Below are 23,756 nucleotides of genomic sequence, written 5' to 3'. Positions count from 1 at the left end.
AATGGTGAATATTAGATTCCCCTAAATATACACCTGTCACATACATCTCCTCAAATATAGAAACTAATTCCTTAACGTACAGGGAGCTAATCAAAATATGTTAATTTTGTGTCTAAACGTACAATTTTCGTTTTTGATATGGTGAGCCCTAATTGTAGTGCCCAATCCGATGTAAATTCCTCAATAACAACAGATTTTTCCATATCTCTAATACCCTTATGTATTTTGTGCTTGAATATAATATCAGATTTAGATAAGCAAAACTATTTCAAGTGAATAGAATCCACTCTTTAAGAATACATAAAAAATATATATACAAGCGTATTCTAATCACTGCATCATTGGTGAAAGTAGAATTCTATAAATTTTGGAGGAAGAGATATGCAAAAAAAGGTTCTCCTGTTTACAGATTTAGGGATTGATGATGCGTTTGCTATACTGTACACCTTTTTTCGTAAAGACATTCAACTTGTAGGAATTGTGGCCGATTATGGAAATGTATCAAGAGAAGATGTAATAAGAAATATTAACTATTTAAAGTACATTGCGGGAAGAGAAGAAATACCTGTATTCCTTGGTGCTTCTGTACCGTTGACAGGTATAGTGATTCAGTATTTCCCTGAGGTACATGGAAAAGTTGGATTAGGACCTATTATTCCACCTGAAATTTCATATCCAGTTTATCCTTTAAATGATATTTATCAAATTATAGAATCAAATTTAGAAGATCTTACAATTATCAATTTAGGAAGACTTTCTTCGCTAGCTACGACTTTTGTATTAAATTTAGAAACAATGCGAAATGTAAGAGAATGCATTTGCATGGGGGGAGCTTTTTTCTATCCAGGTAACGTAACTGCTGTGGCTGAAGCTAATTTTTACGCAGACCCGTATGCAGCAAACTTAATTCTGCAGCATGCAAAGAACTTGACGATTATTCCTTTAAATGTGACTCAACACGCGATTGTTACACCCGAAATGGTCCAGCAAATTGATGCATTTCATCGGAGTACACAGGATCTTGCAGGACTCATCATCAAACCTATGTTAGATTATTATTATAATTTCTACTCCAAGTCTAATCCTGGTATAAGTGGAAGTCCTATGCATGATTTTGTAACAGTTTGGTATTTGCTAAATCAAGACGCTGTTAGTCTTTCAAGAGTACCTATTAAAGTAATCCCTGATCAAGGAGAAGGATTTGGTCAAAGCATTGCAGATTTTCGTTTTGTTACTAATCCAGGCTATAAAACGCATAATGTAGCTTTTCAGTTTGATTATGAAAAATTTAAGAAAGATATTATGGAAACGTTCCTAAAGAAGAGAGTGTAATAGACTTTATTAACTTCAGATAATACGGATTATGAGAATCAAATGTCACTTAACTTAACTTAACTGTAAATATCAAATTAACAAAACAAGTTCCCCTAAAATAAAAAAGACGTTGACTTCTCTATGTAATTAACTGTCGTTTCATGTCCAGCGATGATGAATAGCCAAATTGTCGAAAGAAGCTCGTTCTTATTCAACTTGTTTTCTTGCTCTCTTGTTTGAATGAGATCGTTTATCAAATCAGAATCAGGATTTAGACGCTTTTCGTTAAGTAATGTCTCAATGTAATGAATAAACTTTTAAGTGTTGTTTTAACTTCAGTTCCCTGAATAGGTTCCACAGAGGTGTCCATGAGTTTTTTGTCTATTTGCGGAACTGGTTTCGATCAGTGGCGGGAATCCCAAGCACCTCTGAAATGAAAATAATGGGTAGTGGTTAAGCAAAATCTGCAATAATTTCCATCTTTCCTTGTTCTTGTACAGCAACTAACAATTCGTCGGCAAGTTGCTGAATACGGGAACGAAGGTCCTCAATCATACGTGGTATAAAGGGTTTAGAGACCATCCGACGCAGGCGAGTATGATTAGGAGGATCTACCGTAAGCATATTCGGACTCTAGATTCTACAACATTTCAACTTACAGACAAGTTTTCTTGACATATACATTATTTTAGACGAGCCTTTTATAATGCATATAGGGTAAATTGTTAAATTTTGATTTTTTATATGTAAAATGATAATAAAGTTATTTAATTTCAAAAGTCCAAATAAGTATAACCCGATCTAAATTTAGATCGGGGTTAAAAATATAGTTGTTTAATCTTGATGTAAGAAACGTCACTAGATTGAAAAATATAACAAAAAAGTTATTGAAAAATGAATCTTTTCACTTGATATATATTTCTTCTGGAGCATTTATACATTTTCATAGTAACCAACCAGCTAATCAATATGATTCCTGCAAAAAGTAATAGTAAATTACTATACAAATGAGTGAAAGAATTAGCATTCATAGGTAGTAATTTTCGGTTTAGCAAATGTATCGATAATAATCCACCTACAATCGCAATCCCCATTCCTTTCGTTAGAAAGCCTGGGAAATTAAGCAAACTCATTCTAGTACCAGCAGCCTTTTGTTCCAAACTACTGAAACACTGATAGAGATAACTGTTTTGGTCATGAACTCACTGTTGTAATATGTCTAGTGTGTCTTCATGGTATGTTTCAAGAAAAGGCCGAATGGCATATTCAGCAGTATTCCTTTTTGTTATTTCATACATTGCGTTGAATGAAGTTTCAAAATCGTTAAGCCCATATTTTTCAACGTATTTTGCAATAGGCATGTACATATATCCGTTTGTAAATGTGCCTACTTCTGTTGTATTTTCTGGTCCCAATGTTTTCAGTAAAATATGTATTGCTTCATTAAAATTTTTTTGTAATGCATCGTGTAATTCATCTGCTATTACTTCTATACGTTGCTTTAACTCTAAATTTTCAACTTTACATGTTACGGAAGATACGAAGTTTCTTTTAGAGAAATTAAGATTGTGTTTACAAATAGAGTTAGCCATACTTTCTGCTAATTCTTCATTAAATAAAAATTTTAACGGAACATATTTACCCATGTTTTCACCTCAATGGTCAGCTAAAAACAATTTTTATTTTTTAATCGACAATCCATAAACCAAAGTCTCACTCGGAGTCGTAATACTAAAACCTGTCGTCTTATAATCAAGTTTCACTGTATCACCAGTGTAATCTTTCGTGAATGAATCCATTTGTACGATAAGCTCTGCATCTTCATATACAACATCATCTGTGTTATATGTATCCCAAATTAAATCGACATCAACGAAAATACTACAAGAGTTCGTCATTGTTCCTCTAATACGAACGATCTTTTTATCTTCGCGTTCTAATCTATGTATAGCTGCTTTTGCTTCATCAGTAATACGAATGTTCATTGTATCCCAACCTTTATTTATATTTCTTCTATTATTGCAAAAACAGGAGCAATAGGGAAGCAAAGAGGTTTGTAACAAAAAACGAGCAAACAAATTTGTTTGCTCGTTTCACTTTATTTTAATTCACATTTATCAAGTGGAATCACTTTTGTTTTTTTCGTAAATTTATAACCTAACCATAGTACTAAGAAGAGTGGTAAACCGATGTAAGAAACGAGTACACCGTTCCAATCAATTGCTTCACCCATAAATGCGCCGTAGTTTTGTCCTAAAATTACGATGATACAAAGTGTAAATGCGAAGATTGGACCGAATGGGAACCATTTTGCTCTATACGGTAAGTCTTTTAAATCTTTTCCTTGTGCGATATATGCTTTACGGAAACGGTAATGACTAATTGCAATTCCGACCCATGCGATAAAGCCAGACATTCCAGATGCGTTTAATAACCAAATGTATACAACACCGTCACCGAATAAAGAAGCAATGAAAGCAATACTACCAACAATTGACGTTACGATTAATGCGTTAACAGGTACACCGCGGCTATCTAATTTACCAAGAAACTTTGGTGCTTTTCCTTGGCGAGCTAAATCCCAAAGCATACGAGTTGATGCATACATACCAGAGTTACCAGCAGATAGTACAGCAGTTAAAATAACAGCGTTCATAACAGAAGCAGCAAAGGCAACGCCCGCTTTTTCAAAAATAAGTGTAAACGGACTTACTGTTACATCACTTGCAGCAAGGCTTTCAGTTGTATAAGGAATTAATAAACCGATAACGAGAATCGCAAGGATATAGAATAAAAGAATACGCCAAAAGATTGAACGAATTGCTTTTGGGATATTACGTTCTGGATCAGATGTTTCACCAGCAGCTACTCCTAATAATTCAGTTCCTTGGAAGGAGAAACCAGCTGCCATAAATACACCGATAATTGCCATGATACCGCCGTTAAATGGTGCATCTGCAACTGTGAAGTTTTTAAATCCAACAGTTTCGCCGCCCATAATTCCGAAAATCATCATGAAACCAACAATTAAAAAGATAATAATAGTAACTACTTTAATAAGTGCGAACCAATATTCAGATTCACCAAACCCTTTAACAGATAAATAGTTTAAAAGGAAAATAATAGCTAAACATAATCCACTCCAAATAAGAGAAGGCGTATCTGGGAACCAAAATTTCATAATTAATGTTACAGCTGCAAGTTCAGCAGCAATCGTAATTGCCCAGTTATACCAATAGTTCCATCCAAGTGCAAAGCCAAGTGATGGATCAACAAATTTTGTTGCATACGTACTAAAAGATCCAGTAACAGGCATGTAAGCTGCAAGTTCAGCTAAGCTTGTCATTAAAAAATAAACCATAATTCCAATTGCGGCGTATGCAATTAATGCGCCACCAGGTCCAGCTGTATGGATGACACCACCGCTGGCAAGAAATAGTCCGGTACCAATTGTACCACCGAGAGAAATCATCGTAAGGTGACGAGATTTTAATCCGCGTTTTAATTCACCTTGTCCTTGTGTAGTTTGCGTTTTAGAGGTAGATTGATTTGTTGCGCTATTCATGTTCAACACTCCTTTTCTTGTAGGTTAGGAAGGAGCGGGGGAGAAAAATACAAAAAACCGCCAAAGGAATTTGGCGGAACGTTTCACAAATAACCACCCCATCATACCCTTCCGTTAAGATAGCACCCCACGTTTACACGGTAATTTGTAAACGTGACAGTTCTGTTCCTTTCGGAGACAGCCCCAGCTCATATTTCCAGAGAAGAAATATAAACTTCGGCAACCTTTCCTTTCAAACGGAGTTGGTGACATTCTCTGTGTCTCGTCCGTTTTACTCATAAAAGTCGCAACCTCTACCTCATCGGATTGATGAGGATTTGATATATTGCTAAGATTTTTAATATATGGCAATTGTAATGACTTTCTGAATATATTGCAAGATATTTTGTTAGGAAAAGTCAAAAAATATCGGTTATTGTATAGGAAACGCTTGCAAAACTCCACCCGAACCTACTATTATGTAGCAATAAGCAAAGAAAAAATTGTTATACAAATGTTTCGCAAAAAATATTGAAAAACCCTCTAAATTAAAAGAAAATTCAGAAAAATATAATTCGACATAACTATCAAAAGAGGATTATTCCTTAAATTCGTTTCAAAGAATAAGTATAAATTTAACGGATAGAATGAATATTCTTTTTATTTTTAGTAAAATTGAGGTATTGTTTAATTGAAAAGGGGAAATCAATATGAAATTAGAAACAGAAAGGCTCTATATAGTGCCGTGTACAGAAGAGAGGATTCAAATTGCTAACGAGCAAGGATACAATAGCGGTCCGCATATTGTAGGGCATGTAAAGAATGTAAAACAAGATGCAGCTATATTACCATGGGGTGCGTGGTATGTTCTTCGGAAAGAAGATGATAGCTTTTTAGGTGATATTGGGTTTAAAGGGAAACCAAACGAGAAGCAAACAGTAGAAATTGGCTATGGATTTATTGAGAAATATTGGAATCAGGGCTATGCAACAGAATCTGTAAGAGAACTAATCGATTGGGCTTTCAAAACAGGAGAGGTAGAAACAATAATTGCAGAGACACTCCTAGATAACTATAGTTCGATTCGTGTTTTAGAAAAGTTACATATGAAGAGAGTAAATGCTACAGAAACGATGATTAATTGGAAAATAGAAAAATAAAAAATACCGCTCGAAGTATATCGGGCGGTATTTTTATCGTTATGGTAGCATTTGTTTTTGATCATTCGGATATCCGGCTGTCGATGCGTTAGAACGCTTGGAATGATTGCGAACAGCAATGAAAATAGAAATAATAACGACAAGACCAACTGCCACGTAAGAAAGTGAAATAATAGTTGGATCCACTTTAAATGTAGTCAGCAGTGTACGTATATTCGTAAAGATAATAAGACCACCAACTAATACCCCAAGTAAATGTGCTGGAACGATACGAACTAACCATGCAGCAATTGGAGCTGCGACAATACCGCCAAGCATTAAGGCAAATACCCAAACCCAGCTTACTTGTTCCCAGCCAAGTGAGATGAAGAAACCAATTGTTGCAGCGAGTGAAACAGGAAATTCACTCGTATCTACAGATCCAATAACTTTTCTAGCTTCATTTCCTCTTGCTAGAAGAACGGGTGTCGTAATCGGCCCCCAGCCACCGCCACCAGTTGAATCAACGAATCCAGCGAATAAACCAAGCGGCACAAGTTGTTTTGCAGACATACGCTTATTTGAAGCAACAATTTGTTTTTGAAGGACGAATCGTAATAAAATATAAACCCCTAAAGTAAATAAAAAAACGGAAATGTACGGTTTAATTACATCGCCAGGTAAATTACTTAAAAAACATGCCCCAACAAATGCACCAATTGCTCCAGGTAATGTAAGTCTGGAAACTGTATATTTATCAACGTTTCCAAATTTGATATGAGATGCACCGGAAGCGGCGGTTGTAACGACTTCAGCTAAATGAACAGAAGCGGAAGCTACAGCCGGTGCGATACCAAACATTAATAATAGTGAGGTAGATGTTACCCCATACGCCATTCCAAGTGCCCCATCAATCAATTGAGCGAAAAATCCGATAATAGCAAAGACAATTAATTTCTGCATAAATAATCCCCCTGTAATAATAAATGAAAAAGGCACTTTTCCCGTATGAGAAAAGTGCCTTTGGTTTTTCCAATCAGCAATAATTAAATTTGTTTCATTATAATACATATTAATCGTATAAATCAACTGGGTTTTAAAGTTTTTTGAATTGAATGAAAGAAAAATAAAATATACAATAAAAGGATGGAGAGAAAGGGGAGAAGGACATGTTGCGATTTGATCATCTAGTACACGCCGTACATTGTACACCGGAAGAAGCGGCAAAACAAATGCAGGCGCACGGATTTTATACTGCAATAGGTGGAGAGCATATTACTTGGGGTACTTGGAATAGTTTATGTTATTTTGATTTATCATATATCGAATTTTTAGCAGTGCAGCATGAAGAAAAAGCGAAAGAAGCAGACAATCCATTAGTACAAGAAACAGTAGTGAAATTACAAGACGGAGAAGGAATGCTGCAAATCGCAATTCGAACAGATGCAATTGAAGACCTAGCAGTAAAGTTTAGTAAGCACGGTTTACATACGATAGGACCATTTGAAGGGAAACGTATGAGAAAAGATGGCCGCCTTTTAGAATGGAAAATGTTATTTGTAAAGCAAGAAGAGAACGGACCGAAATTACCTTTCTTTATACAATGGAATGAAACGGACGAAGAAAGAAGAAATGATTTACGTAACATTGGAACAATCACGGAACATAAAAATAAAGTACAACAAATTGAAACGATCCATTATGCAGTGAAAAACGTTCGAGAAACGGTGCGGAAATGGAAAGAAGTAATGGGGCTATCTACAAGCTCAGTTGTGAAAAGTGAAAAATGGAATGCCGAGTGTCAAAGTGTAGTATTTGGAGATATTCATGTGCAGTTTTGTGAGCCGATTGGAGAAGGGCTAGTGCTAGAACATCTGAATAAGAATGGCGAAAATCCTTTTGCAGTGGAGTTTAAAGGTGAAAATAAACGAGAGCATGAAGTGCTAGGTAGTTTGTACATATATTGATAGAGGTGAACTTTGTGAAGGAAACGCTTAGAGAGATAGAGAGAAAACTAGAATGGCCTCATATTGTAAAGTGTACAGCTATATCAAAAGGTTTTTCACATGAAGAGAAATATAAAATAGAGTTAGAAAACAGAGTAACATATTTTGTAAAAGTATGTGATGCTGTTCATTTTGAACGTAAACAAGAAGAATATATGTATATGAAACAATTAGAGTCATTACATATTCCAACGCCTAAGTTAATTCATTTTATAAAACTTGAACAAATAAATAAATGTGTTCAAGTATTTGAATGGATCCAAGGTATAAATGGTGAAGAAGGTTTAGGGAAGCTATCCGTGGAAGAACAGTACCATGCAGGAAGAAAAGCAGGAGAAGTACTAAAGAGGATTCACTCAATTGGAAGAGAAAGTGCAAGTAATAAATGGGAAACGGTTCGATGGAATAAATACGAAAGATACGTAGAAGCGTTAGCAAATTATGAAATAGACTTCCTTGATTTGAAGCCAGTATTAAGATTTGTAGGGGAGCATAAACAATTATTGAAAAATCGCCCTATTACCTTTTTACACGATGACTTCCATCCAGCAAATAGTATGATTCATAATAAGGAGTTTATCGTTATCGATTTTGGTGGATATGATTTTGGTGATCCAATACATGATTTTTATAACGTAGCGATTTTTACTACAAGAATAAGTAAACCATTTGCGGTTGGACAAGTTCACGGATATTGCGGAGGCGAACCGTCGCTTCATTTTTGGAAACTGTACTCATTATATGCAGCAATGACATTCCCAGCTGATATCGTATGGACAAACCGAAGCACGCCACATTTAGTAAATGATATGAAGGAAAGATTGAACGGAATTTTAGAAGATCATAATCATTTTTCATCCTATATTCCAAAATGGTATCAATCACAACATGAGGATATAATAAACTATAAGTAATGGAGGGATTCATTTGGATAAAATAGCGGTAATTTCAGATATACATGGTAATATTCCAGCATTAGAATCTGTACTGCAAGATATTAAATTAAGAGGAATCGAGCGCGTCGTGTGTCTTGGAGATTTAGTCGGAAAAGGTCCTCATTCTAGCGAAGTGATTGAAATCATTCGTAAAGAATGTGAAGGAGTTGTAATGGGGAACTGGGATGATTTCATTACAAAACCGACTGAATTTGAAACGTTAAAATGGCATCAAAAACAATTATCGGAAGAACAAAATGACTATTTAAGAAGCTTACCATTTTCAATCGAATTTTTTATGAGCGGCAAACTGATACGTATGTTCCACGCTTCACCGAGAAGTTTATATGAAAGAATTCAACCACATGCCTCAAGAGAAGAGCGTATTAGTATGTTCGAAAATAGTGAGCTCACAGAGAATATAGAAGGGGAAAGAAAACCAGATGTCGTTTGTTACGGTGACGTTCACCAAGCGTTCGTTCAAAATTTCAGAGGGAAAACGTTATGTAATGCCGGTAGCGTAGGAAACCCACTTGAAATAACACAAGCTTCCTATTTAATATTTGAAGGAACTTACAATGAAAAAGAAGCAGCGAGCTTTTCTATTCAACTCGTACGAGTACCGTATGATATTGAACTAGCCATCAGACTAGCAGAAGAACTCGATATGCCAGAAATTGAAGAATACAAACAAGAATTACGGACTGCTTTATATCGAGGGTTTAAGGGAAAGTAAGCCAATCATAATATATCAACGATTTTTTTCGATATATCGACGATTCGAAAAAGAATATTGACTTGCCGACAAATAGCGACATAAGTTATAACTCATAATTATATTATGTAAACCGATTGTGTGGAGGCAATATCATGAACCGAAAACAACAAATCAAAAAAATTGCAGATCATATTTTAAAGCTAAACTTAACCCATCCAACAAGAGTTGGAGTAAGTGGTATTACAGCGTCGGGAAAAACAACATTTGCAAACGAACTAGCGGAAGAAATAAAAAAACGAGGATTACCAGTAACACGCGCCAGCATTGATGATTTTCATAATCCGAGAGCAATTCGATACGCGCAAGGAAAAGAATCTGCAAGAGGGTATTATGAAGATGCACACGATTATACAGCTTTCAAAGAAAGATTATTAAAGCCTTTAGGGCCTAACGGGAATTTACAATATGATACGATTTCTCATAACTTAATAACGGATATACCTGTCCATAATGGGCAGCTATTGGCTCAACCTAATATGGTACTAATAGTAGATGGGACGTTTCTATTGAAAAAAGACGTAGAGCATTTATTTGACTATAAAATTTTCGTAGATACAGATTTTGAGATTGCGAGAAAACGTGGTGCAAAGCGCGAGACTGAGGCTTTTGGAAGTTATGAAGAAGCTGAGAAAATGTTTTTAAACAGATATCATGCGGCCTGTAAGATGTATATAGATGAGCATAATCCGAAAAGTTGTGCGGATGTTGTATTTCAGAATAGTGATTTAGGAAATCCAGAAGTTATATTTCATGAATGAGCGTATTACATAATCAGAAATATATGTATAGCCTTTTGTTTATTGTTATAATTAAATTAATTTTATGAAGCAAATAAAAGGGGATAAGACAATAAAAAACGCAAAAAGGGGACAAGAAATATAATGAATGAAGTACTAGAACTAAAAGAAGAACTACTACAAATTAAAAATAATAATTATGCTGTACCAGAAGACGTAGATGCTTATCCATATGCACAGTGGATGTTAGATTATATCGGGTCAACTGATGCTGAATTACGCGATGATTTAATTTATAGTACGCTTCACAAATGGATTACAAATGATGTGTTTAGACAAAAAGAATTACGAGGATTAATGCTGCAAGCAATTAGCCCTGATTATTTATTTTATAAAATTGGTGAAAAGGGAACAGATTCTGTCTTTAAACGTGCATTTTCTGTATTAATTCCACCACTTATTTTATCTGTTCATGAAAGAGAACCATTGTTATCTGAAGAACAACTGTACAGTGTGGCAGAACAAGTGCTGGAATATGTATATTTAGAAGAAGATGTAAGAGGCTACGTAGAAGGAAAAGGCTGGGCACACTCTACTGCACATGCAGCAGATGCGCTCGATGCTTTAGCACGTACAATCCAAAATCGTGAGTTCTCATATGCAATACTAGCTGCTGTTCGCCAGAAGGTACGCTTACATGACTACGTATACATTCACTTTGAGGATGAGAGATTAGTAGCACCAATTATGTCGTTACGTAACCAAAATCTTTTAACTGAAGAAGAGTGGAGCAACTGGTTACATAGTATAGCAATTGTTGAAGACATCCCGCATCCTCAATATGATATTTTAGTACAAAATATTAGAGCTTTCTTAAGAAGTTTATATTTTAGAGTTTTAGAGACAGAGGGTAGTACAGCCTTTACAGAGGATATATTGGAGACTTTGAAAGGGTTGCGTAGGTATTAAAAATACGTTTTTCTAAGAGAAAAGTACATAAAACCACTACCTCCCAACCATACTAAAAAATGTGTTGGAGGTGAATGTTATGGACAATAAAGACTTTGAAAAAGTTTATAATGATTACTTACATCAAGGAGAAGAACAAGCTCAATTTGAAGTAGACCATGAAGTTAATTCAGGAGCAGAACAAATTGTTGCTGTTCGTAAAAATGATGATGGTGATTTAATTGCGTTTAAAACAAGTAGCGGGAGAGAGTTAGATTATATGACTGCCCTTGAAGAAGCAAAATCAGGGAAGTTAGCTCATGTAGACGTATTTCATAAGTATGGCAGAGATATTATACGTAGTGAACCTGATGGAATAAAGGAAAATAACTTAGATAATTTACCTTCATTTTAAACGGGTAAACCTCAAGAAGAGAATGTTCATTTGGATATTCTCTTCTTTGTGTTGCGAAGTTTTCCTTGCGAAAAGAAGGTTCATCTTTAATGAGCGATCATACTTTTAAAGAGCGCTCTAAATTTCTCTTTATCTTCTGCTGTAAATGGTTTCGGTCCCTTTGTACGCTTACCGCTTTTTCGAACCATTGCACTTAAATACCGTGTTTGTAACAATTGTTCAATGTTGTCATTCGTATACTTATAGCCTTTATGGTGTAGTACGATACAGCCTTTTGCTAAAGCGAGTGAAGCAAGACCGTAATCTTGCGTTACGATTAAATCTTCTTTTTTTGCTAACTGCATAATCCGGTAATCCGCAGCATCTGCTCCAGAATCAACATAAATTGTTTCGACACCTTTTGGCTGCTCTGCATTAGAATAATGTGAAAAGCTAGTAACGAGGGTAACAGGAATTTCCACATTCGTAGCCTCAAAAATAATTACATCTTTTACAGGACAAGCATCTGCATCAACGTAAATCTTCATTTTATCACTCCTATAAATAGGTTCGAGTTGATAATAATGGTAGATTTAGGTTTTGTCAAACGAGAAAGCTTTATTTAAAGTTATTTTCACATACCAAAATAGCCTCGCGTAAACGAGAAATACCTTCCTCAATTTGATCAATATCCACTTTTCCATAAGATAAACGTATATAACCATCTTTCGCACCGAAAATACTACCTGGCATAAAAGCAATTTCTTGTTTTAAACTTTGCATAATGATTTGTTTTTCGTTTATAGGTTCTTTTAATTTCCCCCAAATGTATATACCACCAGTAGGGTTTGAAAAAGAGATTTTATCATGAAGTTGCTCGTTTAGGGCACGAACGATAACGTCTCTTTTTTCTGCTAGTTGTTTTCGTAACGGTACGATATGAGACTGAAATGGTACAGTTTCAAAAAATTGTTGCATAAGCCACTGCGGGAAAATACTCATTCCTAATTCCATTTGGTGCCGTGCATCTGATAATCGCTCTACGACAGACTGCGGGGCGACAAGCCAACCGACTCGTAATCCTGGCGCAATCATTTTTGATAAAGAATGTACATAAATGACAGTTCCATTTTCATCTATTGATTTCAAAGTAGGACAAGGTTGTTTCTTTTCTAGCGTCAGCAAACTAGATGGATCATCTTCAACGATTGCAATTCGTAAATCTGCGCAAAGTGATAATAGTTTTTTTCTACGGTTTGGATGAAGCATCGTCCCCGTAGGGTTTTGGAAATTTGGATTTAAAAAAATCATTTTAATGCGGTGCTTTCTGTATAGCTCTTGTACATCGTCTGGATTAATGCCGTGTTCATCGACAGGTAATGGGAAAATACGAATACCTGCTGATTGGAATAACGGCAGGGAATAACAGTGTGAAGGACTTTCGAAAGCAACAGCATCACCTGGATTTAATAAACATTGCACGATAAGGTGCAGTGCTTGTTGAGCGCCGGATGTAATCATAATGGATTGTTCAGTCGCCTCAACTTTTAAATATTCCTTCATATATTTTACGACCGCTTGTCTTAGCGGGAGATAGCCTTGCGGATGATCGTAACTTAATGAATGCGTTAACGGTTGTTCACGTAAAATCGTTTGTAGTTGATCGTGAGGATAAAGATTACAACCGAGTTCTCCATTAGCGAAATCTATAATATTTTCATTTTGTTGTACTTCTGCCCGAATATGGCGAAGTAGTGGTAAGTTTGGTAAAAAAGTACCACCTTCTACGAAATTTCTCCAGTTCGGCGTTAATGTTGGAGAAACGCCCCACATATGTGTACTCACACGTGTACCTTTACCAGTCGTACTTTCTACAATTCCCATAGCACGAAGTTCATTATAAGCAGTCGTTACTGTACTTCTGTTTACATTTAACTGCGTAGCTAATTTCCGTTCTGAAGGGAGGAAGCTTCCTGGAGGAAGTTCTCCATATGTAATACGTTTTTCAATAAAGTCAACCACTTGCTGATAAATAGGGATTTTACTGTCACTATCTAGCTTCCATTCCATACAAACGCCTCCGTATCTCTTATATACATTAAGTATAACAAATTGGCTGGGTAAAAAAACAGCCAATTGGACGGTGCTATATCCAGCCAATTTTACTATGCTAAATATGGAAGGGGAGATTCGGATGAAAAGATGGCAAATGGAATGGCTCCTAGTATCAGTAGCGTTAGTATGGGGAGCAAATTATACAATAGGAAAGTATGGCGTGGCATATATGTCATCCATTCAATTTAATAGTTTACGATTTTTAGTAGCATCACCGGTCTTATTACTTATTACATTTATGATGGAACGCTCATTACGTATTGAAAGAAAAGATTGGTTACGATTAGTAGTAGTCGGTATCGTTGGTACGGCAATGTATCAAACGATGTTTATGTTATCTGTGAAATATACTTCAGCAACGAACGCCTCATTATTAATTGCGATGTCACCTATATTTACAGGGATATTAGCAGTATTGCACAAACAAGAACGTTTTTCGATGAAAGTACAAATTGGTTCAATAGTAGCGTTTATTGGTGCAGCATTTGTTTTATTAACAGGACATACAGGAGGAGCTACTTACGAATATGCGTGGCTCGGAAATGTAATTGGATTAGTCGCAGCAATTGCGTGGGGATGGTATCCAATATTAGCGCAACCTCTTATTACAAAATACTCCGCAATGAGAGTTACATCATGGTCTACTTTAATTGGAATTGTACCACTTGTTATATACTGTTTATTCAACGTAAACTCTTTAACATGGCCAGTAGATACGCCAAGCTGGGGTTCACTAGCATATTCAATCATCTTTGCGACCATCTTCGGACTAGCAATGTGGTATGTCGGTATTAGTCAAATAGGCTCAACGAAAGTAATGGTTTATATGTATCTCGTACCATTGTTCGCAGTTATCTTTGCGGCAGTTACAATTGGAGAGCAAATTAATATGATGCAACTCGTTGGCGGACTTATTATCTTCATCGGCTTATATGTTGTAAAAAAAGGCGGAATCAAAAAGCCTGCTTTCAATTTGAAAAAAGTCAGTTAATAGTAAAAATGATCTCTTTCATATAGAAGGAGATCATTTTTGTTTTCGTAATAAAAGTGCTTGTTCAACCGCCCATTTTTGATGATCGTGAATGAGAAGCTTAACAGCAAGTAATGGAGACATCCATCGTAAAACATGATCCTCCCCACAGTTTTCAGTTTGTTTCTGCACCATGTTCGCAATATAAAAGAATCCATCATTCAAATAATATGTATCTTCCTTTTCTGCATAAAAATATCGAGCCGCATTACCGATATACTGATCAATTTTAATTGCCCATCCTAATTCCTCTAGTAGTTCACGGTGCAAGCATTCTTCTTTTGTTTCATTACCTTCCATACCGCCACCAGGTAAAAAGTAACGGTCACCTTTTTGGATAACAGCAATCATTGAAGAAGATGAATGGAAAATAACTGCATAACAACTAGGTCTTAATACATAATGAACGGTACGCTTTTTCGAGCCAAACGTAAGTTTTGAAATCATAAAACACGACCTTTCTCTATAAAATACATAAAAGGGATATTAAGGTAAATGCAGAATGATATAAGTATAATCTTAATAGATTGGAGTGGTAACAACATGATAAATCGAAAATGTTCAAGGTGTAAAGAGATAACGGGTACAATACATGGGGGTAAAAAAATTAAGGAAGAATTTTTATGTGAGGACTGTTTGCAAAAAGGAATTGCGAGCGGGGAAATCGAATTATCACAAGTGGAGAAAGAACAAACTTCGTATCTTTCTATAAAAATATTAAAAATAATGAGTGTTATTTATTTAATAGTATCAATTATAACCGCTTTTTCTGCTGGAGCATTTATACAGGATCCAGGGCTTGGTGGAATATCTTTTTCAATAACAGGTGCAGTTGGTGTTATGATAATTGGATCGATATTTCAGTCTGTTCTTGTATTTTGTGGAATATGGGTATTCATCCTTTTAGTAGAAACGGTTATTAAAATTTATGAAAAAATGAAGTGAGTGAAAGGGAGAAACATATGCAAGTAAGAAACATCCAAGGGGAAGATTATGTAAAGATTCATTCTGTTTTAAATGATTGGTGGGGCGGTAGAGATATGGCTGCTATGTTGCCAAAACTGTTCTTCGTTCATTTTCAAGAAACGAGTTTTATCATTGAAGAAGATGGCGAAACGTTAGGTTTCTTATGTGGATTCTTTTCACAAACATATAAAGATGAAGCATATGTTCATTTTATCGGTGTCAATCCGAAGTATAGAAGAAGAGGAATCGCATCGACATTGTATTCTTATTTCTTTGATATCGCTCGTGCAAATAATCGTAAAGCTGTAAAAGCAATTACGTCACCAATTAACAAAAAGTCGATACAGTTTCATCAAGAAATCGGTTTTCGAATTGAGGCCGGGGATGATGAGGTAGAGGGTGTATCGGTACATACAAATTATGATGGGAACGGCGGTAGTAGAGTTTTGTTTTTGAAAAATGTGTAAAAGTAGGCTAGCTTAACGGTAGCCTTTTTGTTGTGAGGAGATAAAAATATGGAGAGTAAACAAAGTAGAAATGAATACTTACGACGCATTTATAAAGTGCAAGATTATATAGAATCACACATAAATGATTCACTATCCATTGAAGAGCTAGCGGATATAGCAGGATTTTCAAAGTTTCATTTTCATCGGATTTTCAAGGGGATAGTAGACGAGCCATTATCACGGTATGTAAACCGATTGAAGTTAGAAAGGGCAACAAATCTACTTACATATCGCACAGATATGACGATTACACATATTGCGTATCACTTCGGGTTTACAGATTCAGCAGTTTTCTCCCGCACATTTAAAAGTCATTACGGAATAAGTCCATCTCAATATCGAAACGATAATAGCAAGAATTGCAAAGACGTAAGGAGAGCTTCTCAATACAATAAGTGTAAGAAGGTTCGAGGAAATGTTGAAATTGTAACAGCGGACGATATACACGTCGCATACATAAGGCATATCGGTACATATGAAGAGTTAACGATAGCTTTTCCAAAAATGATAGAGAAATTATTTCATTACGCAGCGAAGGAAAACTGTCATGTATTTGAGGATACGAAAGTATTAACCATTTACCACGATCATCATGAATTTACTGAAGAAAATCATTTAAGAACAAGTTTATGTATAAAAATTCCAGAGGGGTCCCCAGTAGAAACGAGCGACATTGGAATAATGGTAATACCTTCTGGAAAGTATGCGGTAGGTCATTTTGAAATATTCCAGGATGAATATAAAGGAGCATGGGATTTCTTATACGGTGAGTGGCTTCCTAATAGCGGATATAAACCGAGAGATTCGTATCCTTTTGAAATGTATAAAAATGACCCAAGACGGCACCCGGAAAATAAACATATAGTTGATATATATGTACCGATCGAACCTTTTTAATTATGGGTTAAAGGGGAATAAAAATGAAAACTGCTGAAAAGTTAGATTTGATTATAAAAGAAGAGTATAAAAATATTAATGGGATGTTAGTAGTACAAAAAGGTGATGTTATTTTTGAAAAATATTATAACGGTCACGGTCCAGATGATGCATTTCATATAGCGTCAGTCACAAAAACGATTATTTCTGCGTTAATTGGACTATGTGTAGATAAAGGCTATATAAAAAGCGTTGATCAAAGAGTAATAGAATTTTTCCCGGAATATAACGTTAATTCATCTGAAATAACAGTACGACATCTGTTGACAATGACAGCTCCACATCCTTTCGTAGACTGGCAGGAACCGTTAGAAGAACTATGTATGCAACGAGATTGGGTACAGTATACGTTAAATAGGATAGGACAAGGCGGAGAAATTGGATCTTTTAAATATTCATCTGCAGGAGCACATGTACTATCAGCGATTATTACGAGTGTAACAGGAAAAAGTGCCCGTGAGTTTGCGAATGAATACTTATTTCAACCACTCGGCATGAGCGAAATTTCAAACTACACTATGAAAGCATTTGGATTTGATGACTTATTCGGAAAAGATGTAAAGGGATGGGTTCACGATCCAAATGGTATTTCGACAGGCGGATGGGGACTAACGTTAACGGTTAGGGATATGGCTAAGTTTGGACAGTTGTGTTTGAATGAAGGTATTCATAATGGAAAACAAATACTATCAAAATTATGGATAAAAGAATCGACAGAAATGAACCAAAATCAATATGGTTACTTATGGTGGTTACGAGAAGAAAATGGAATCTTTTCATACTGTGCAATGGGTGATGGTGGGAATATGGTTTGTTGTATTCCAGAGAAGGAATTGGTGGTGGTGATTGCTTCTGAGGTTATACCGAATGCACGGGATAGATGGGAATTTATTGTGGAATATATTCTTCCTTACATACAAAACAATTAAATTTAAGATATAAAGGCGGTATGAGATCTCATACCGCCTTTATGTATGGCATTTTACATAGAAAGGGAGATGGGAAAATAACTTAATGTCATTAAGTTAACTGAAAAATAAATATAGCGTAAAAAATTGTTAAGATTTCGATGCCTGGATTTTAACCTTTATTTTTCTATGTATAATGAAGCCGCATACTAAAAATATTTTAAAGAAAGGGGATGAAGTGTGTATGAAAAACGAATTAAAAGCTAATGTGCGTTTCTTGATGGCTTAAGGAAACAGAATAATATTTTAAGTTTTTTTGATAAGTACAGCGTTTATATGGAATTTGTCAAAAAGGATATTTATCTTTTTGACGTTTGGAGGGTATATGAATCTAATATTAAAAGAAATAGCAGTGAACATAAAAATATTCATTATGTTATTTATTGGATTTACTTTAACAATTCTGCCCATACTTATAGCGATGTCGATTCGAGATTATTACGATGAAAAATTTTATGAGTATAAAAATGGTTATTTTAAATATTACTATGCTATTCAGCTTACTAGTTTTGGGGAATTGGATTTTAAAGCAATCCAAGCGATAACAGAAACTAGTTTTAAGAATTCAAGTGTTATTACAAATGATATGAGAACCAGACTGCCAGGCATAGGTGAAGTAACGATGGTTGGTCTTATAAATAAAAATTGGTCTCCGCCTTTAATAAAGGGTTCTCATATGGAAGATGGGGAAGAAAATAGTGTAATTGTCGGAAAGAGAATTTATAAAGAATCTGAAACAATAAAACTGTTTAGTAGAGAATATAGAGTTAAAGGCGTGAGCGCTGCGAATACCGGATACGCATATGACTACAATGTTTTTGTCGGCTTAAGTGACATGCCTGATGAGATAAAGCGACGTATGCAAAATGAAAATACATTTGAAATGATAGTAAGGTCTAACGAAAATCCTAAACAAGAAATAGATACATTTATTCGGTATGTTAAGCAAAATAGAACTGATACAAATGCGAAAGTGATAAATGAAAAAGAGAATTATGAGAACGAAAAAAGCTCGAATAAAGCTATGAGAGCACAACTTACTCTTCCGTACAGTCTACTTTTTATTGCTGTAATGAACTGTATAATTGCGAGTTATTTTTGGATTTACACGAAGAAGAAGAGTATTTCCTTAAGGAAAACGTTGGGAGCAAGCAATTTGAATTTATTTGTATTTATATTTAGCCAATTATTCATATGCGCAATCGTTGCAGTCATTTGTGCGATATGTATGCAGTGGATTTTAAGTACAATGAATAAAAGTATAGTATATGTAATGGGTTTTACTATTCATATAGATGTTTTCAAAGTTGTGATGAGTGTAGTAATTTCCTTGTTTATTTCGTTCATCACCGCTGTAATACCATTTTTCAAAATACTTAAAATTGAACCTGCTAAAGCGTTAAAGGAGTAAATAAGATGAGACTAAAAAGTGCTCTTATGGCTTTGAAAAATAGATTGCTCATTTCCATATTTCTCTTAATACAATTCACGTTTGGATTAGCGGCAATAACCCTTTCAATTAATACACTTTATAATTTTTACTATCTTGGAAACAGTTCCAACTCGTTGCTAGATTTAGAAAGTACATATTTTATCACTTATGATGAGATGACTACTGATAGGTTGAAGGCAGATCAATTTAATAAAGGGCAAATCGAAGAAGTTTATAAAAAAATCCAGCAAAATAAAGATGTGATTTCGTATGGTACATACGAAGAGAGCATAATCGAACTAGAATCAAGCAATCGACTGCTCCAAGAAATTATGTTAGAAGAATTGAAAAATAAAACTTTTCGCGATAAAAACCCTACTATTCTTATAATTACAATAGATGAAAATTATTATAAATTACTGAATATACCTATAAAAGCTGGAACAGGCTTTTCTTATCAAGACTTCCAAAAAAATAGTGAAGAGAAAACGAATGTTTTACTAGGTCCTTACTTTAAGAAATATTTTCAAATAGGGGATACAATCAATAATCAATATACGATTATTGGATTTTTGCCGGAAAATAAATTCATTATAAATGGTAACGGAGCGAATATATACCAGAAATTAGATAAGGCTATGCTATCACCCATGCCAATTGATAGATATGAACATTATGAAATAATGTTTTCAAGATTACATCAAAGTACAATTATGAATTTAAAAAGAGACGCAGATGTAAACAAACTACAAGAAATGATTCAACTGAAGGGAAGCGACGTTACGTTATACTTGAAAAATTTAGGAGAAGAAATAAATGAAGCCGTTACTAGTAGTATGGATACGGAAAATATCGATCTTATAGTAGGAAGTCTATTTATTTTATTTATAGTAGCGGGAATTGTCGTAACGACAATTGTTTCCATCATGATGAGAAAGAGGGAATTTGGTATTAAGATGGTCCTTGGAGAAAGTAAGTTTGGGATGTTCATTCAAATTGTATTAGAAAACATATGTATTGCGATAGTTGGTATGTTTTTATCGATAGTTTACTTTTTATGGAGATATGAGGATCATCTGCAAGTTTCGAAGGACTTTGATATGGCATCTGTACGCGAAATAAATTTAAATATGCCTATTTTATTATTTGTATTCCTATTCTTATTAGTGATCATCATTATTTCAAATCTCATTGTCTTCTTGTTTATTAGAAAACTTGAACCGAAAACATTAATAGGTGGGATGGAATAATGAGTTTAATTGAATTGAAAGACATTAAGAAGGTGTATAGTAACAAGAACCATAATACGTTCGCGTTAAATGGTATAAACTTAACGATAAATAAGGGCGAAATTATAGCGATAATGGGTCGATCAGGGTCGGGGAAAAGTACGCTATTAAATGTTATAGGGTTAATTGATATGCCAAATGAGGGTGAATATACGTTAAATGGAAAACCATTAAATGAAATTAGAGCGAATAAAGTTCATAAAACAAGAAATGAAATGATTGGATTTATTTTTCAATATTTTGCATTGTTAAAAGAACATACTGTACTGGATAATGTAGCACTACCACTCACATATAGAAAGTTAAAGCAACGAGAAAGAGAAAATAAGGAGAAGTTCTATTTAGAAAAAGTAGGTTTAAAAGAACATATGCATAAAACACCGGACGAGTTATCAGGTGGACAACAGCAGCGCGTCGCAATTGCTAGAGCGTTAGTAGGCGAACCAGAAATAATTTTGGCTGATGAACCGACAGGGAATTTAGATAGAAAAACAGGAGAAGAAATTATGGATCTACTATTACAACTGAATGAAGAAGGACGAACGATTATTATTGTAACGCATGATATTGAGGTAGCGAATAAGTGTAATAGAATTATTGAGTTAATTGATGGGGAGATTGTGTAAAGGTAAAGAATGAGCGCTAATAATTACTTTTTATTTTATAGAACTAAGATTATAGTGAAAATCTGCATTCCACCCGTAACTTTTAAGAGCAAAAAATCGTTTAACAAAAGAAAGGATTTTTAATGATGAATGGGGGAGAACCATGAAAATTTTAATACTAGGTGGTACACGATTTTTGGGAAGAGCTGTTGTAGAAGAGGCTTTGAACAGAGGGCATGAAGTTACATTATTTAACCGCGGAACAAACAAAGAAATTTTTCCTGAAGTGGAGCAGCTTATCGGTGACAGAAATGGTGATGTATCAAGTTTAGAAAATCGAAAATGGGATGTTGTCGTGGATACATGTGGGTTTTCTCCGCATCACATTCGGAATATTGGAGATGTCTTAAAAGATAATATAAAACATTATATATTCATCTCAAGCCTTTCCGTATATAAAGATTGGATCCCGCATGACATAAAAGAAGACTATATATTACAACCTGAACCAACGGAAGAGCAAATAAAGGCTGTAGAGAATGGTGAAGTTTCTCCTTATGAGCATTATGGTGCGCTGAAAGTATTATGTGAAAAAGAAGCAGAGAAGTATTGGCCGAGGTGTGTTTTACACGTAAGAGCAGGACTTCTTTCAGGGATGTTTGATTATACAGATCGGCTTCCATACTGGATTCAGCGTGTAGCAAAAGGAGGTAAAGTGTTAGTTCCAGGAAGAAAAGATCGTCCAGTGCAAATAGTTGATATAAAAGATGTCGCGAGCTTTGGACTCAACATGGCAGAAAATAATAAAGCAGGTACATTCAATATAACAGGTCCGAATGATGAATTGACGATGGAAGAACTATTAAATACGTGTAAAAAGGTTACGAATAGCGATGCTGCATTCGTTTGGGTAGATGAATCGTTTATGAATGAACATAAAGTGCAGCCTTGGACAGAGATGCCTTTATGGCTTCCTGAAACTTTTTCATTAGAAGGTGAGACGAAGCCGTGGAAAGGTGGTTTTTCTATTTGTATTGAAAGAGCTATTAAAGAAGGACTTACTTTTAGAAGTTTAGAACATACAGTTACAGATGTGTATGAGTGGATGAAGAGTGTGGACGAATGGGAATTAAAAGCAGGTATTTCAAGGGAAAGAGAAAAGATGTTATTGGATAAGTGGTATGGAATAAAGAGAGTTTAAATAAGAATCTTGTGAAAAAAGGACTCTGTTTATTGGTTAAACAGAGTCCTAATATGAATCTACCACTCAATCGGTTCTTCCCCATACATCTCCCATAGCTTAGGAAACATCTTTTTTAAACCTTCCTCATCGTCTTCATCCCAATCTAACTCGATATCAACTTCCTCAAACTCTTCATTTGTTAAGACATGGTATAGTGTAAAGTATGTATCATCTTCATCCCCAGTCTTCTCCATGTAAACTTCTTGCCCGAAATATAGAGTAAGTTCTTCAATCTCTGGAACGTCATACTCACTCAAATTTTCTAATACAGGAATTAATCGTTCTGGATCTTCAATACAAGCTTCGTATGTCTCTTTTCCTTGATATAATAACCATCCACGGAAGTAATCGAAAGTATCATCTGAACAGCCACCCATAATAATATAGGCTGCTGCCCATAAACGGGAGGTATAGGAATCTTTCAAAATACGATGCATATGCGTATCGAAAGCAACAATTTCATGTACTGTACGTTTAGCAAGGTGGGAAGTAAGCCATTCTATTTGTTCTACTTGTTCCTCACCTTTCGTTTTTGCACGATTAAGTAGTTCCCAAAATTCTTCTTCGGTTATTGTCTTTTCTTTTATGTAATCTTCCTCTTGAATAGGGTTTATATATCCTTTTTTACGTTTGGAAGCAACTAGTTTATTAGCTTCTTTCATACATTCTTCTTCTGTTTCAAACTCTTTCGCTTTCACACTGCCAGCTGTGCCGATTTTTCCGTAAAACACAACATAGTCTTTTTCTTTCACAACGATTTTCCAAAACTTATTTGATTTCTCAGTTTGCTGGATTAATAACGTTTCCATCCGTACCCCCATAATGTTTTCTAGTGTGCAATGTGATTGTAACATATGTATATACACTT

The 23,756-nt window shown here is 35.0% G+C and carries 24 protein-coding genes, 3 pseudogenes and 1 riboswitch; of the genes and pseudogenes, 17 read left to right on the top strand and 10 right to left on the bottom strand.

The annotated features are described in order from the left end of the window. Positions 1–381 precede the first annotated feature (381 nt). Positions 382–1,332: a nucleoside hydrolase gene (locus MR167_RS01545; RefSeq protein ID WP_001170286.1), complete on the top strand. Its 951-nt coding sequence runs from the start codon at positions 382–384 to the stop codon at positions 1,330–1,332. A 122-nt stretch (positions 1,333–1,454) separates the two neighbouring features. On the opposite strand, the pseudogene MR167_RS01540 reads toward MR167_RS01545, so the two are convergent. The 5 genes and pseudogenes from MR167_RS01540 to MR167_RS01520 all read right to left on the bottom strand — a co-directional run. After that, positions 1,455–1,944 (bottom strand): annotated as a pseudogene (locus MR167_RS01540) (cytochrome P450); the annotation flags it as partial. Positions 1,945–2,198: 254 nt separating this feature from the next. Continuing rightward, a pseudogene (locus MR167_RS01535) lies at positions 2,199–2,509 on the bottom strand (tetracycline resistance MFS efflux pump); the annotation flags it as partial. Positions 2,510–2,519: 10 nt separating this feature from the next. Beyond that, positions 2,520–2,960: pseudogene (locus MR167_RS01530) on the bottom strand (DNA alkylation repair protein); the annotation flags it as partial. 33 nt (positions 2,961–2,993) lie between these two features. Beyond that, positions 2,994–3,299, bottom strand: a complete 306-nt coding sequence (locus MR167_RS01525; protein WP_242313741.1) for an iron-sulfur cluster biosynthesis family protein — start codon at positions 3,297–3,299, stop codon at positions 2,994–2,996. A gap of 113 nt (positions 3,300–3,412) precedes the next feature. Continuing rightward, on the bottom strand, positions 3,413–4,879 hold the full coding sequence (locus tag MR167_RS01520; protein WP_001083394.1) for an amino acid permease: 1,467 nt from the start codon (positions 4,877–4,879) through the stop codon (positions 3,413–3,415). A 112-nt stretch (positions 4,880–4,991) separates the two neighbouring features. Then, positions 4,992–5,183, bottom strand: a riboswitch (Lysine riboswitch). Positions 5,184–5,568: 385 nt separating this feature from the next. Here MR167_RS01520 and MR167_RS01515 point away from each other — a divergent pair. Beyond that, positions 5,569–6,018 carry a GNAT family N-acetyltransferase gene (locus MR167_RS01515; RefSeq protein WP_000764594.1) on the top strand — a complete coding sequence of 150 codons (450 nt, stop codon included), beginning with the start codon at positions 5,569–5,571 and terminating at the stop codon, positions 6,016–6,018. Positions 6,019–6,057: 39 nt separating this feature from the next. Here the strand turns inward: MR167_RS01515 and MR167_RS01510 are convergent, their stop codons facing one another. Continuing rightward, on the bottom strand, positions 6,058–7,068 hold the full coding sequence (locus MR167_RS01510) for a sulfite exporter TauE/SafE family protein (RefSeq protein WP_002082558.1): 1,011 nt from the start codon (positions 7,066–7,068) through the stop codon (positions 6,058–6,060). Between the two features lie 98 nt (positions 7,069–7,166). Here MR167_RS01510 and MR167_RS01505 point away from each other — a divergent pair, with 98 nt between their 5' ends. From MR167_RS01505 to MR167_RS01480, 6 genes are all read left to right on the top strand, one after another. Then, complete coding sequence (locus tag MR167_RS01505; protein ID WP_000943329.1) at positions 7,167–7,964, top strand: VOC family protein; 798 nt, start codon at positions 7,167–7,169, stop codon at positions 7,962–7,964. 14 nt (positions 7,965–7,978) lie between these two features. Beyond that, positions 7,979–8,917 (top strand): aminoglycoside phosphotransferase family protein, encoded by a 939-nt coding sequence (locus MR167_RS01500; RefSeq protein WP_016077518.1) that lies wholly within the window; start codon positions 7,979–7,981, stop codon positions 8,915–8,917. A 13-nt stretch (positions 8,918–8,930) separates the two neighbouring features. Beyond that, a complete protein-coding gene (locus MR167_RS01495) occupies positions 8,931–9,674 on the top strand; it encodes a metallophosphoesterase family protein (protein ID WP_000357646.1) in 744 nt (247 codons plus the stop codon). Positions 9,675–9,808: 134 nt separating this feature from the next. Further along, positions 9,809–10,474, top strand: a complete 666-nt coding sequence (locus MR167_RS01490) for a nucleoside/nucleotide kinase family protein (RefSeq protein WP_079245701.1) — start codon at positions 9,809–9,811, stop codon at positions 10,472–10,474. A gap of 123 nt (positions 10,475–10,597) precedes the next feature. After that, the gene (locus MR167_RS01485) at positions 10,598–11,422 is read left to right on the top strand and encodes a DUF2785 domain-containing protein (RefSeq protein WP_001006698.1); all 825 of its coding nucleotides are present in this window, start codon (positions 10,598–10,600) and stop codon (positions 11,420–11,422) included. Positions 11,423–11,501: 79 nt separating this feature from the next. Continuing rightward, entirely contained in the window at positions 11,502–11,816 is a 315-nt protein-coding gene (locus MR167_RS01480) for a DUF3892 domain-containing protein (protein ID WP_000368862.1), read from the top strand. Between the two features lie 86 nt (positions 11,817–11,902). Here MR167_RS01480 and MR167_RS01475 read toward each other — a convergent pair whose 3' ends face one another. After that, complete coding sequence (locus MR167_RS01475; RefSeq protein ID WP_000708771.1) at positions 11,903–12,343, bottom strand: YaiI/YqxD family protein; 441 nt, start codon at positions 12,341–12,343, stop codon at positions 11,903–11,905. A gap of 70 nt (positions 12,344–12,413) precedes the next feature. Next, positions 12,414–13,865: a MocR-like pyridoxine biosynthesis transcription factor PdxR gene (gene pdxR / locus MR167_RS01470; protein WP_000454934.1), complete on the bottom strand. Its 1,452-nt coding sequence runs from the start codon at positions 13,863–13,865 to the stop codon at positions 12,414–12,416. 124 nt (positions 13,866–13,989) lie between these two features. Here pdxR and MR167_RS01465 point away from each other — a divergent pair, with 124 nt between their 5' ends. Continuing rightward, positions 13,990–14,901 (top strand): DMT family transporter, encoded by a 912-nt coding sequence (locus tag MR167_RS01465; protein WP_000832990.1) that lies wholly within the window; start codon positions 13,990–13,992, stop codon positions 14,899–14,901. 33 nt (positions 14,902–14,934) lie between these two features. Here the strand turns inward: MR167_RS01465 and MR167_RS01460 are convergent, their stop codons facing one another. Beyond that, complete coding sequence (locus MR167_RS01460) at positions 14,935–15,387, bottom strand: NUDIX hydrolase (RefSeq protein ID WP_000624005.1); 453 nt, start codon at positions 15,385–15,387, stop codon at positions 14,935–14,937. 96 nt (positions 15,388–15,483) lie between these two features. On the opposite strand from MR167_RS01460, the gene MR167_RS01455 reads away from it, so the two are divergent. The 8 genes from MR167_RS01455 (at position 15,484) to MR167_RS01420 (ending at position 22,846) form a co-directional block, all read left to right on the top strand. Further along, positions 15,484–15,885 carry a DUF3980 domain-containing protein gene (locus tag MR167_RS01455; RefSeq protein WP_000610481.1) on the top strand — a complete coding sequence of 134 codons (402 nt, stop codon included), beginning with the start codon at positions 15,484–15,486 and terminating at the stop codon, positions 15,883–15,885. Between the two features lie 17 nt (positions 15,886–15,902). After that, on the top strand, positions 15,903–16,373 hold the full coding sequence (locus MR167_RS01450; protein WP_242313740.1) for a GNAT family N-acetyltransferase: 471 nt from the start codon (positions 15,903–15,905) through the stop codon (positions 16,371–16,373). A gap of 48 nt (positions 16,374–16,421) precedes the next feature. Further along, positions 16,422–17,312, top strand: a complete 891-nt coding sequence (locus MR167_RS01445) for an AraC family transcriptional regulator (RefSeq protein WP_079245699.1) — start codon at positions 16,422–16,424, stop codon at positions 17,310–17,312. A 23-nt stretch (positions 17,313–17,335) separates the two neighbouring features. Then, positions 17,336–18,280 carry a serine hydrolase domain-containing protein gene (locus MR167_RS01440; RefSeq protein WP_242313738.1) on the top strand — a complete coding sequence of 315 codons (945 nt, stop codon included), beginning with the start codon at positions 17,336–17,338 and terminating at the stop codon, positions 18,278–18,280. Between the two features lie 364 nt (positions 18,281–18,644). Then, a complete protein-coding gene (locus tag MR167_RS01435; RefSeq protein WP_046946014.1) occupies positions 18,645–19,730 on the top strand; it encodes an ABC transporter permease in 1,086 nt (361 codons plus the stop codon). Positions 19,731–19,735: 5 nt separating this feature from the next. After that, positions 19,736–21,001, top strand: a complete 1,266-nt coding sequence (locus MR167_RS01430) for an ABC transporter permease (protein ID WP_242313736.1) — start codon at positions 19,736–19,738, stop codon at positions 20,999–21,001. Continuing rightward, on the top strand, positions 21,001–21,666 hold the full coding sequence (locus MR167_RS01425; protein ID WP_242313734.1) for an ABC transporter ATP-binding protein: 666 nt from the start codon (positions 21,001–21,003) through the stop codon (positions 21,664–21,666). Before MR167_RS01430 ends, MR167_RS01425 begins: the two co-directional genes overlap by 1 nt. A 142-nt stretch (positions 21,667–21,808) precedes the next feature. Beyond that, complete coding sequence (locus MR167_RS01420; RefSeq protein ID WP_046946011.1) at positions 21,809–22,846, top strand: SDR family oxidoreductase; 1,038 nt, start codon at positions 21,809–21,811, stop codon at positions 22,844–22,846. A 59-nt stretch (positions 22,847–22,905) separates the two neighbouring features. Here the strand turns inward: MR167_RS01420 and MR167_RS01415 are convergent, their stop codons facing one another. Next, complete coding sequence (locus tag MR167_RS01415; protein ID WP_242313732.1) at positions 22,906–23,697, bottom strand: DUF4240 domain-containing protein; 792 nt, start codon at positions 23,695–23,697, stop codon at positions 22,906–22,908. Between the last annotated feature and the right edge of the window lie 59 nt (positions 23,698–23,756).

It is taken from the genome of Bacillus cereus group sp. BfR-BA-01355 (genome assembly GCF_022663675.1).
In the GTDB taxonomy this organism is placed as follows: domain Bacteria; phylum Bacillota; class Bacilli; order Bacillales; family Bacillaceae_G; genus Bacillus_A; species Bacillus_A thuringiensis_S.
This window is presented reverse-complemented; position numbering and strand designations above follow the sequence as displayed.

Coding starts and splice junctions, on each gene's coding strand:
- MR167_RS01420 (WP_046946011.1), top strand. CDS start 21,809: ATGAAAATTTTAATACTAGGTGGTACACGATTTTTGGGAAGAGCTGTT.
- MR167_RS01415 (WP_242313732.1), bottom strand. CDS start 23,697: ATGGAAACGTTATTAATCCAGCAAACTGAGAAATCAAATAAGTTTTGG.
- MR167_RS01475 (WP_000708771.1), bottom strand. CDS start 12,343: ATGAAGATTTACGTTGATGCAGATGCTTGTCCTGTAAAAGATGTAATT.
- MR167_RS01455 (WP_000610481.1), top strand. CDS start 15,484: ATGATAAATCGAAAATGTTCAAGGTGTAAAGAGATAACGGGTACAATA.
- MR167_RS01460 (WP_000624005.1), bottom strand. CDS start 15,387: ATGATTTCAAAACTTACGTTTGGCTCGAAAAAGCGTACCGTTCATTAT.
- MR167_RS01480 (WP_000368862.1), top strand. CDS start 11,502: ATGGACAATAAAGACTTTGAAAAAGTTTATAATGATTACTTACATCAA.
- MR167_RS01435 (WP_046946014.1), top strand. CDS start 18,645: ATGAATCTAATATTAAAAGAAATAGCAGTGAACATAAAAATATTCATT.
- MR167_RS01440 (WP_242313738.1), top strand. CDS start 17,336: ATGAAAACTGCTGAAAAGTTAGATTTGATTATAAAAGAAGAGTATAAA.
- MR167_RS01520 (WP_001083394.1), bottom strand. CDS start 4,879: ATGAATAGCGCAACAAATCAATCTACCTCTAAAACGCAAACTACACAA.
- MR167_RS01515 (WP_000764594.1), top strand. CDS start 5,569: ATGAAATTAGAAACAGAAAGGCTCTATATAGTGCCGTGTACAGAAGAG.
- MR167_RS01425 (WP_242313734.1), top strand. CDS start 21,001: ATGAGTTTAATTGAATTGAAAGACATTAAGAAGGTGTATAGTAACAAG.
- MR167_RS01485 (WP_001006698.1), top strand. CDS start 10,598: ATGAATGAAGTACTAGAACTAAAAGAAGAACTACTACAAATTAAAAAT.
- MR167_RS01430 (WP_242313736.1), top strand. CDS start 19,736: ATGAGACTAAAAAGTGCTCTTATGGCTTTGAAAAATAGATTGCTCATT.
- MR167_RS01490 (WP_079245701.1), top strand. CDS start 9,809: ATGAACCGAAAACAACAAATCAAAAAAATTGCAGATCATATTTTAAAG.
- MR167_RS01510 (WP_002082558.1), bottom strand. CDS start 7,068: ATGTATTATAATGAAACAAATTTAATTATTGCTGATTGGAAAAACCAA.
- MR167_RS01445 (WP_079245699.1), top strand. CDS start 16,422: ATGGAGAGTAAACAAAGTAGAAATGAATACTTACGACGCATTTATAAA.
- MR167_RS01525 (WP_242313741.1), bottom strand. CDS start 3,299: ATGAACATTCGTATTACTGATGAAGCAAAAGCAGCTATACATAGATTA.
- MR167_RS01505 (WP_000943329.1), top strand. CDS start 7,167: ATGTTGCGATTTGATCATCTAGTACACGCCGTACATTGTACACCGGAA.
- pdxR (WP_000454934.1), bottom strand. CDS start 13,865: ATGGAATGGAAGCTAGATAGTGACAGTAAAATCCCTATTTATCAGCAA.
- MR167_RS01465 (WP_000832990.1), top strand. CDS start 13,990: ATGAAAAGATGGCAAATGGAATGGCTCCTAGTATCAGTAGCGTTAGTA.
- MR167_RS01545 (WP_001170286.1), top strand. CDS start 382: ATGCAAAAAAAGGTTCTCCTGTTTACAGATTTAGGGATTGATGATGCG.
- MR167_RS01450 (WP_242313740.1), top strand. CDS start 15,903: ATGCAAGTAAGAAACATCCAAGGGGAAGATTATGTAAAGATTCATTCT.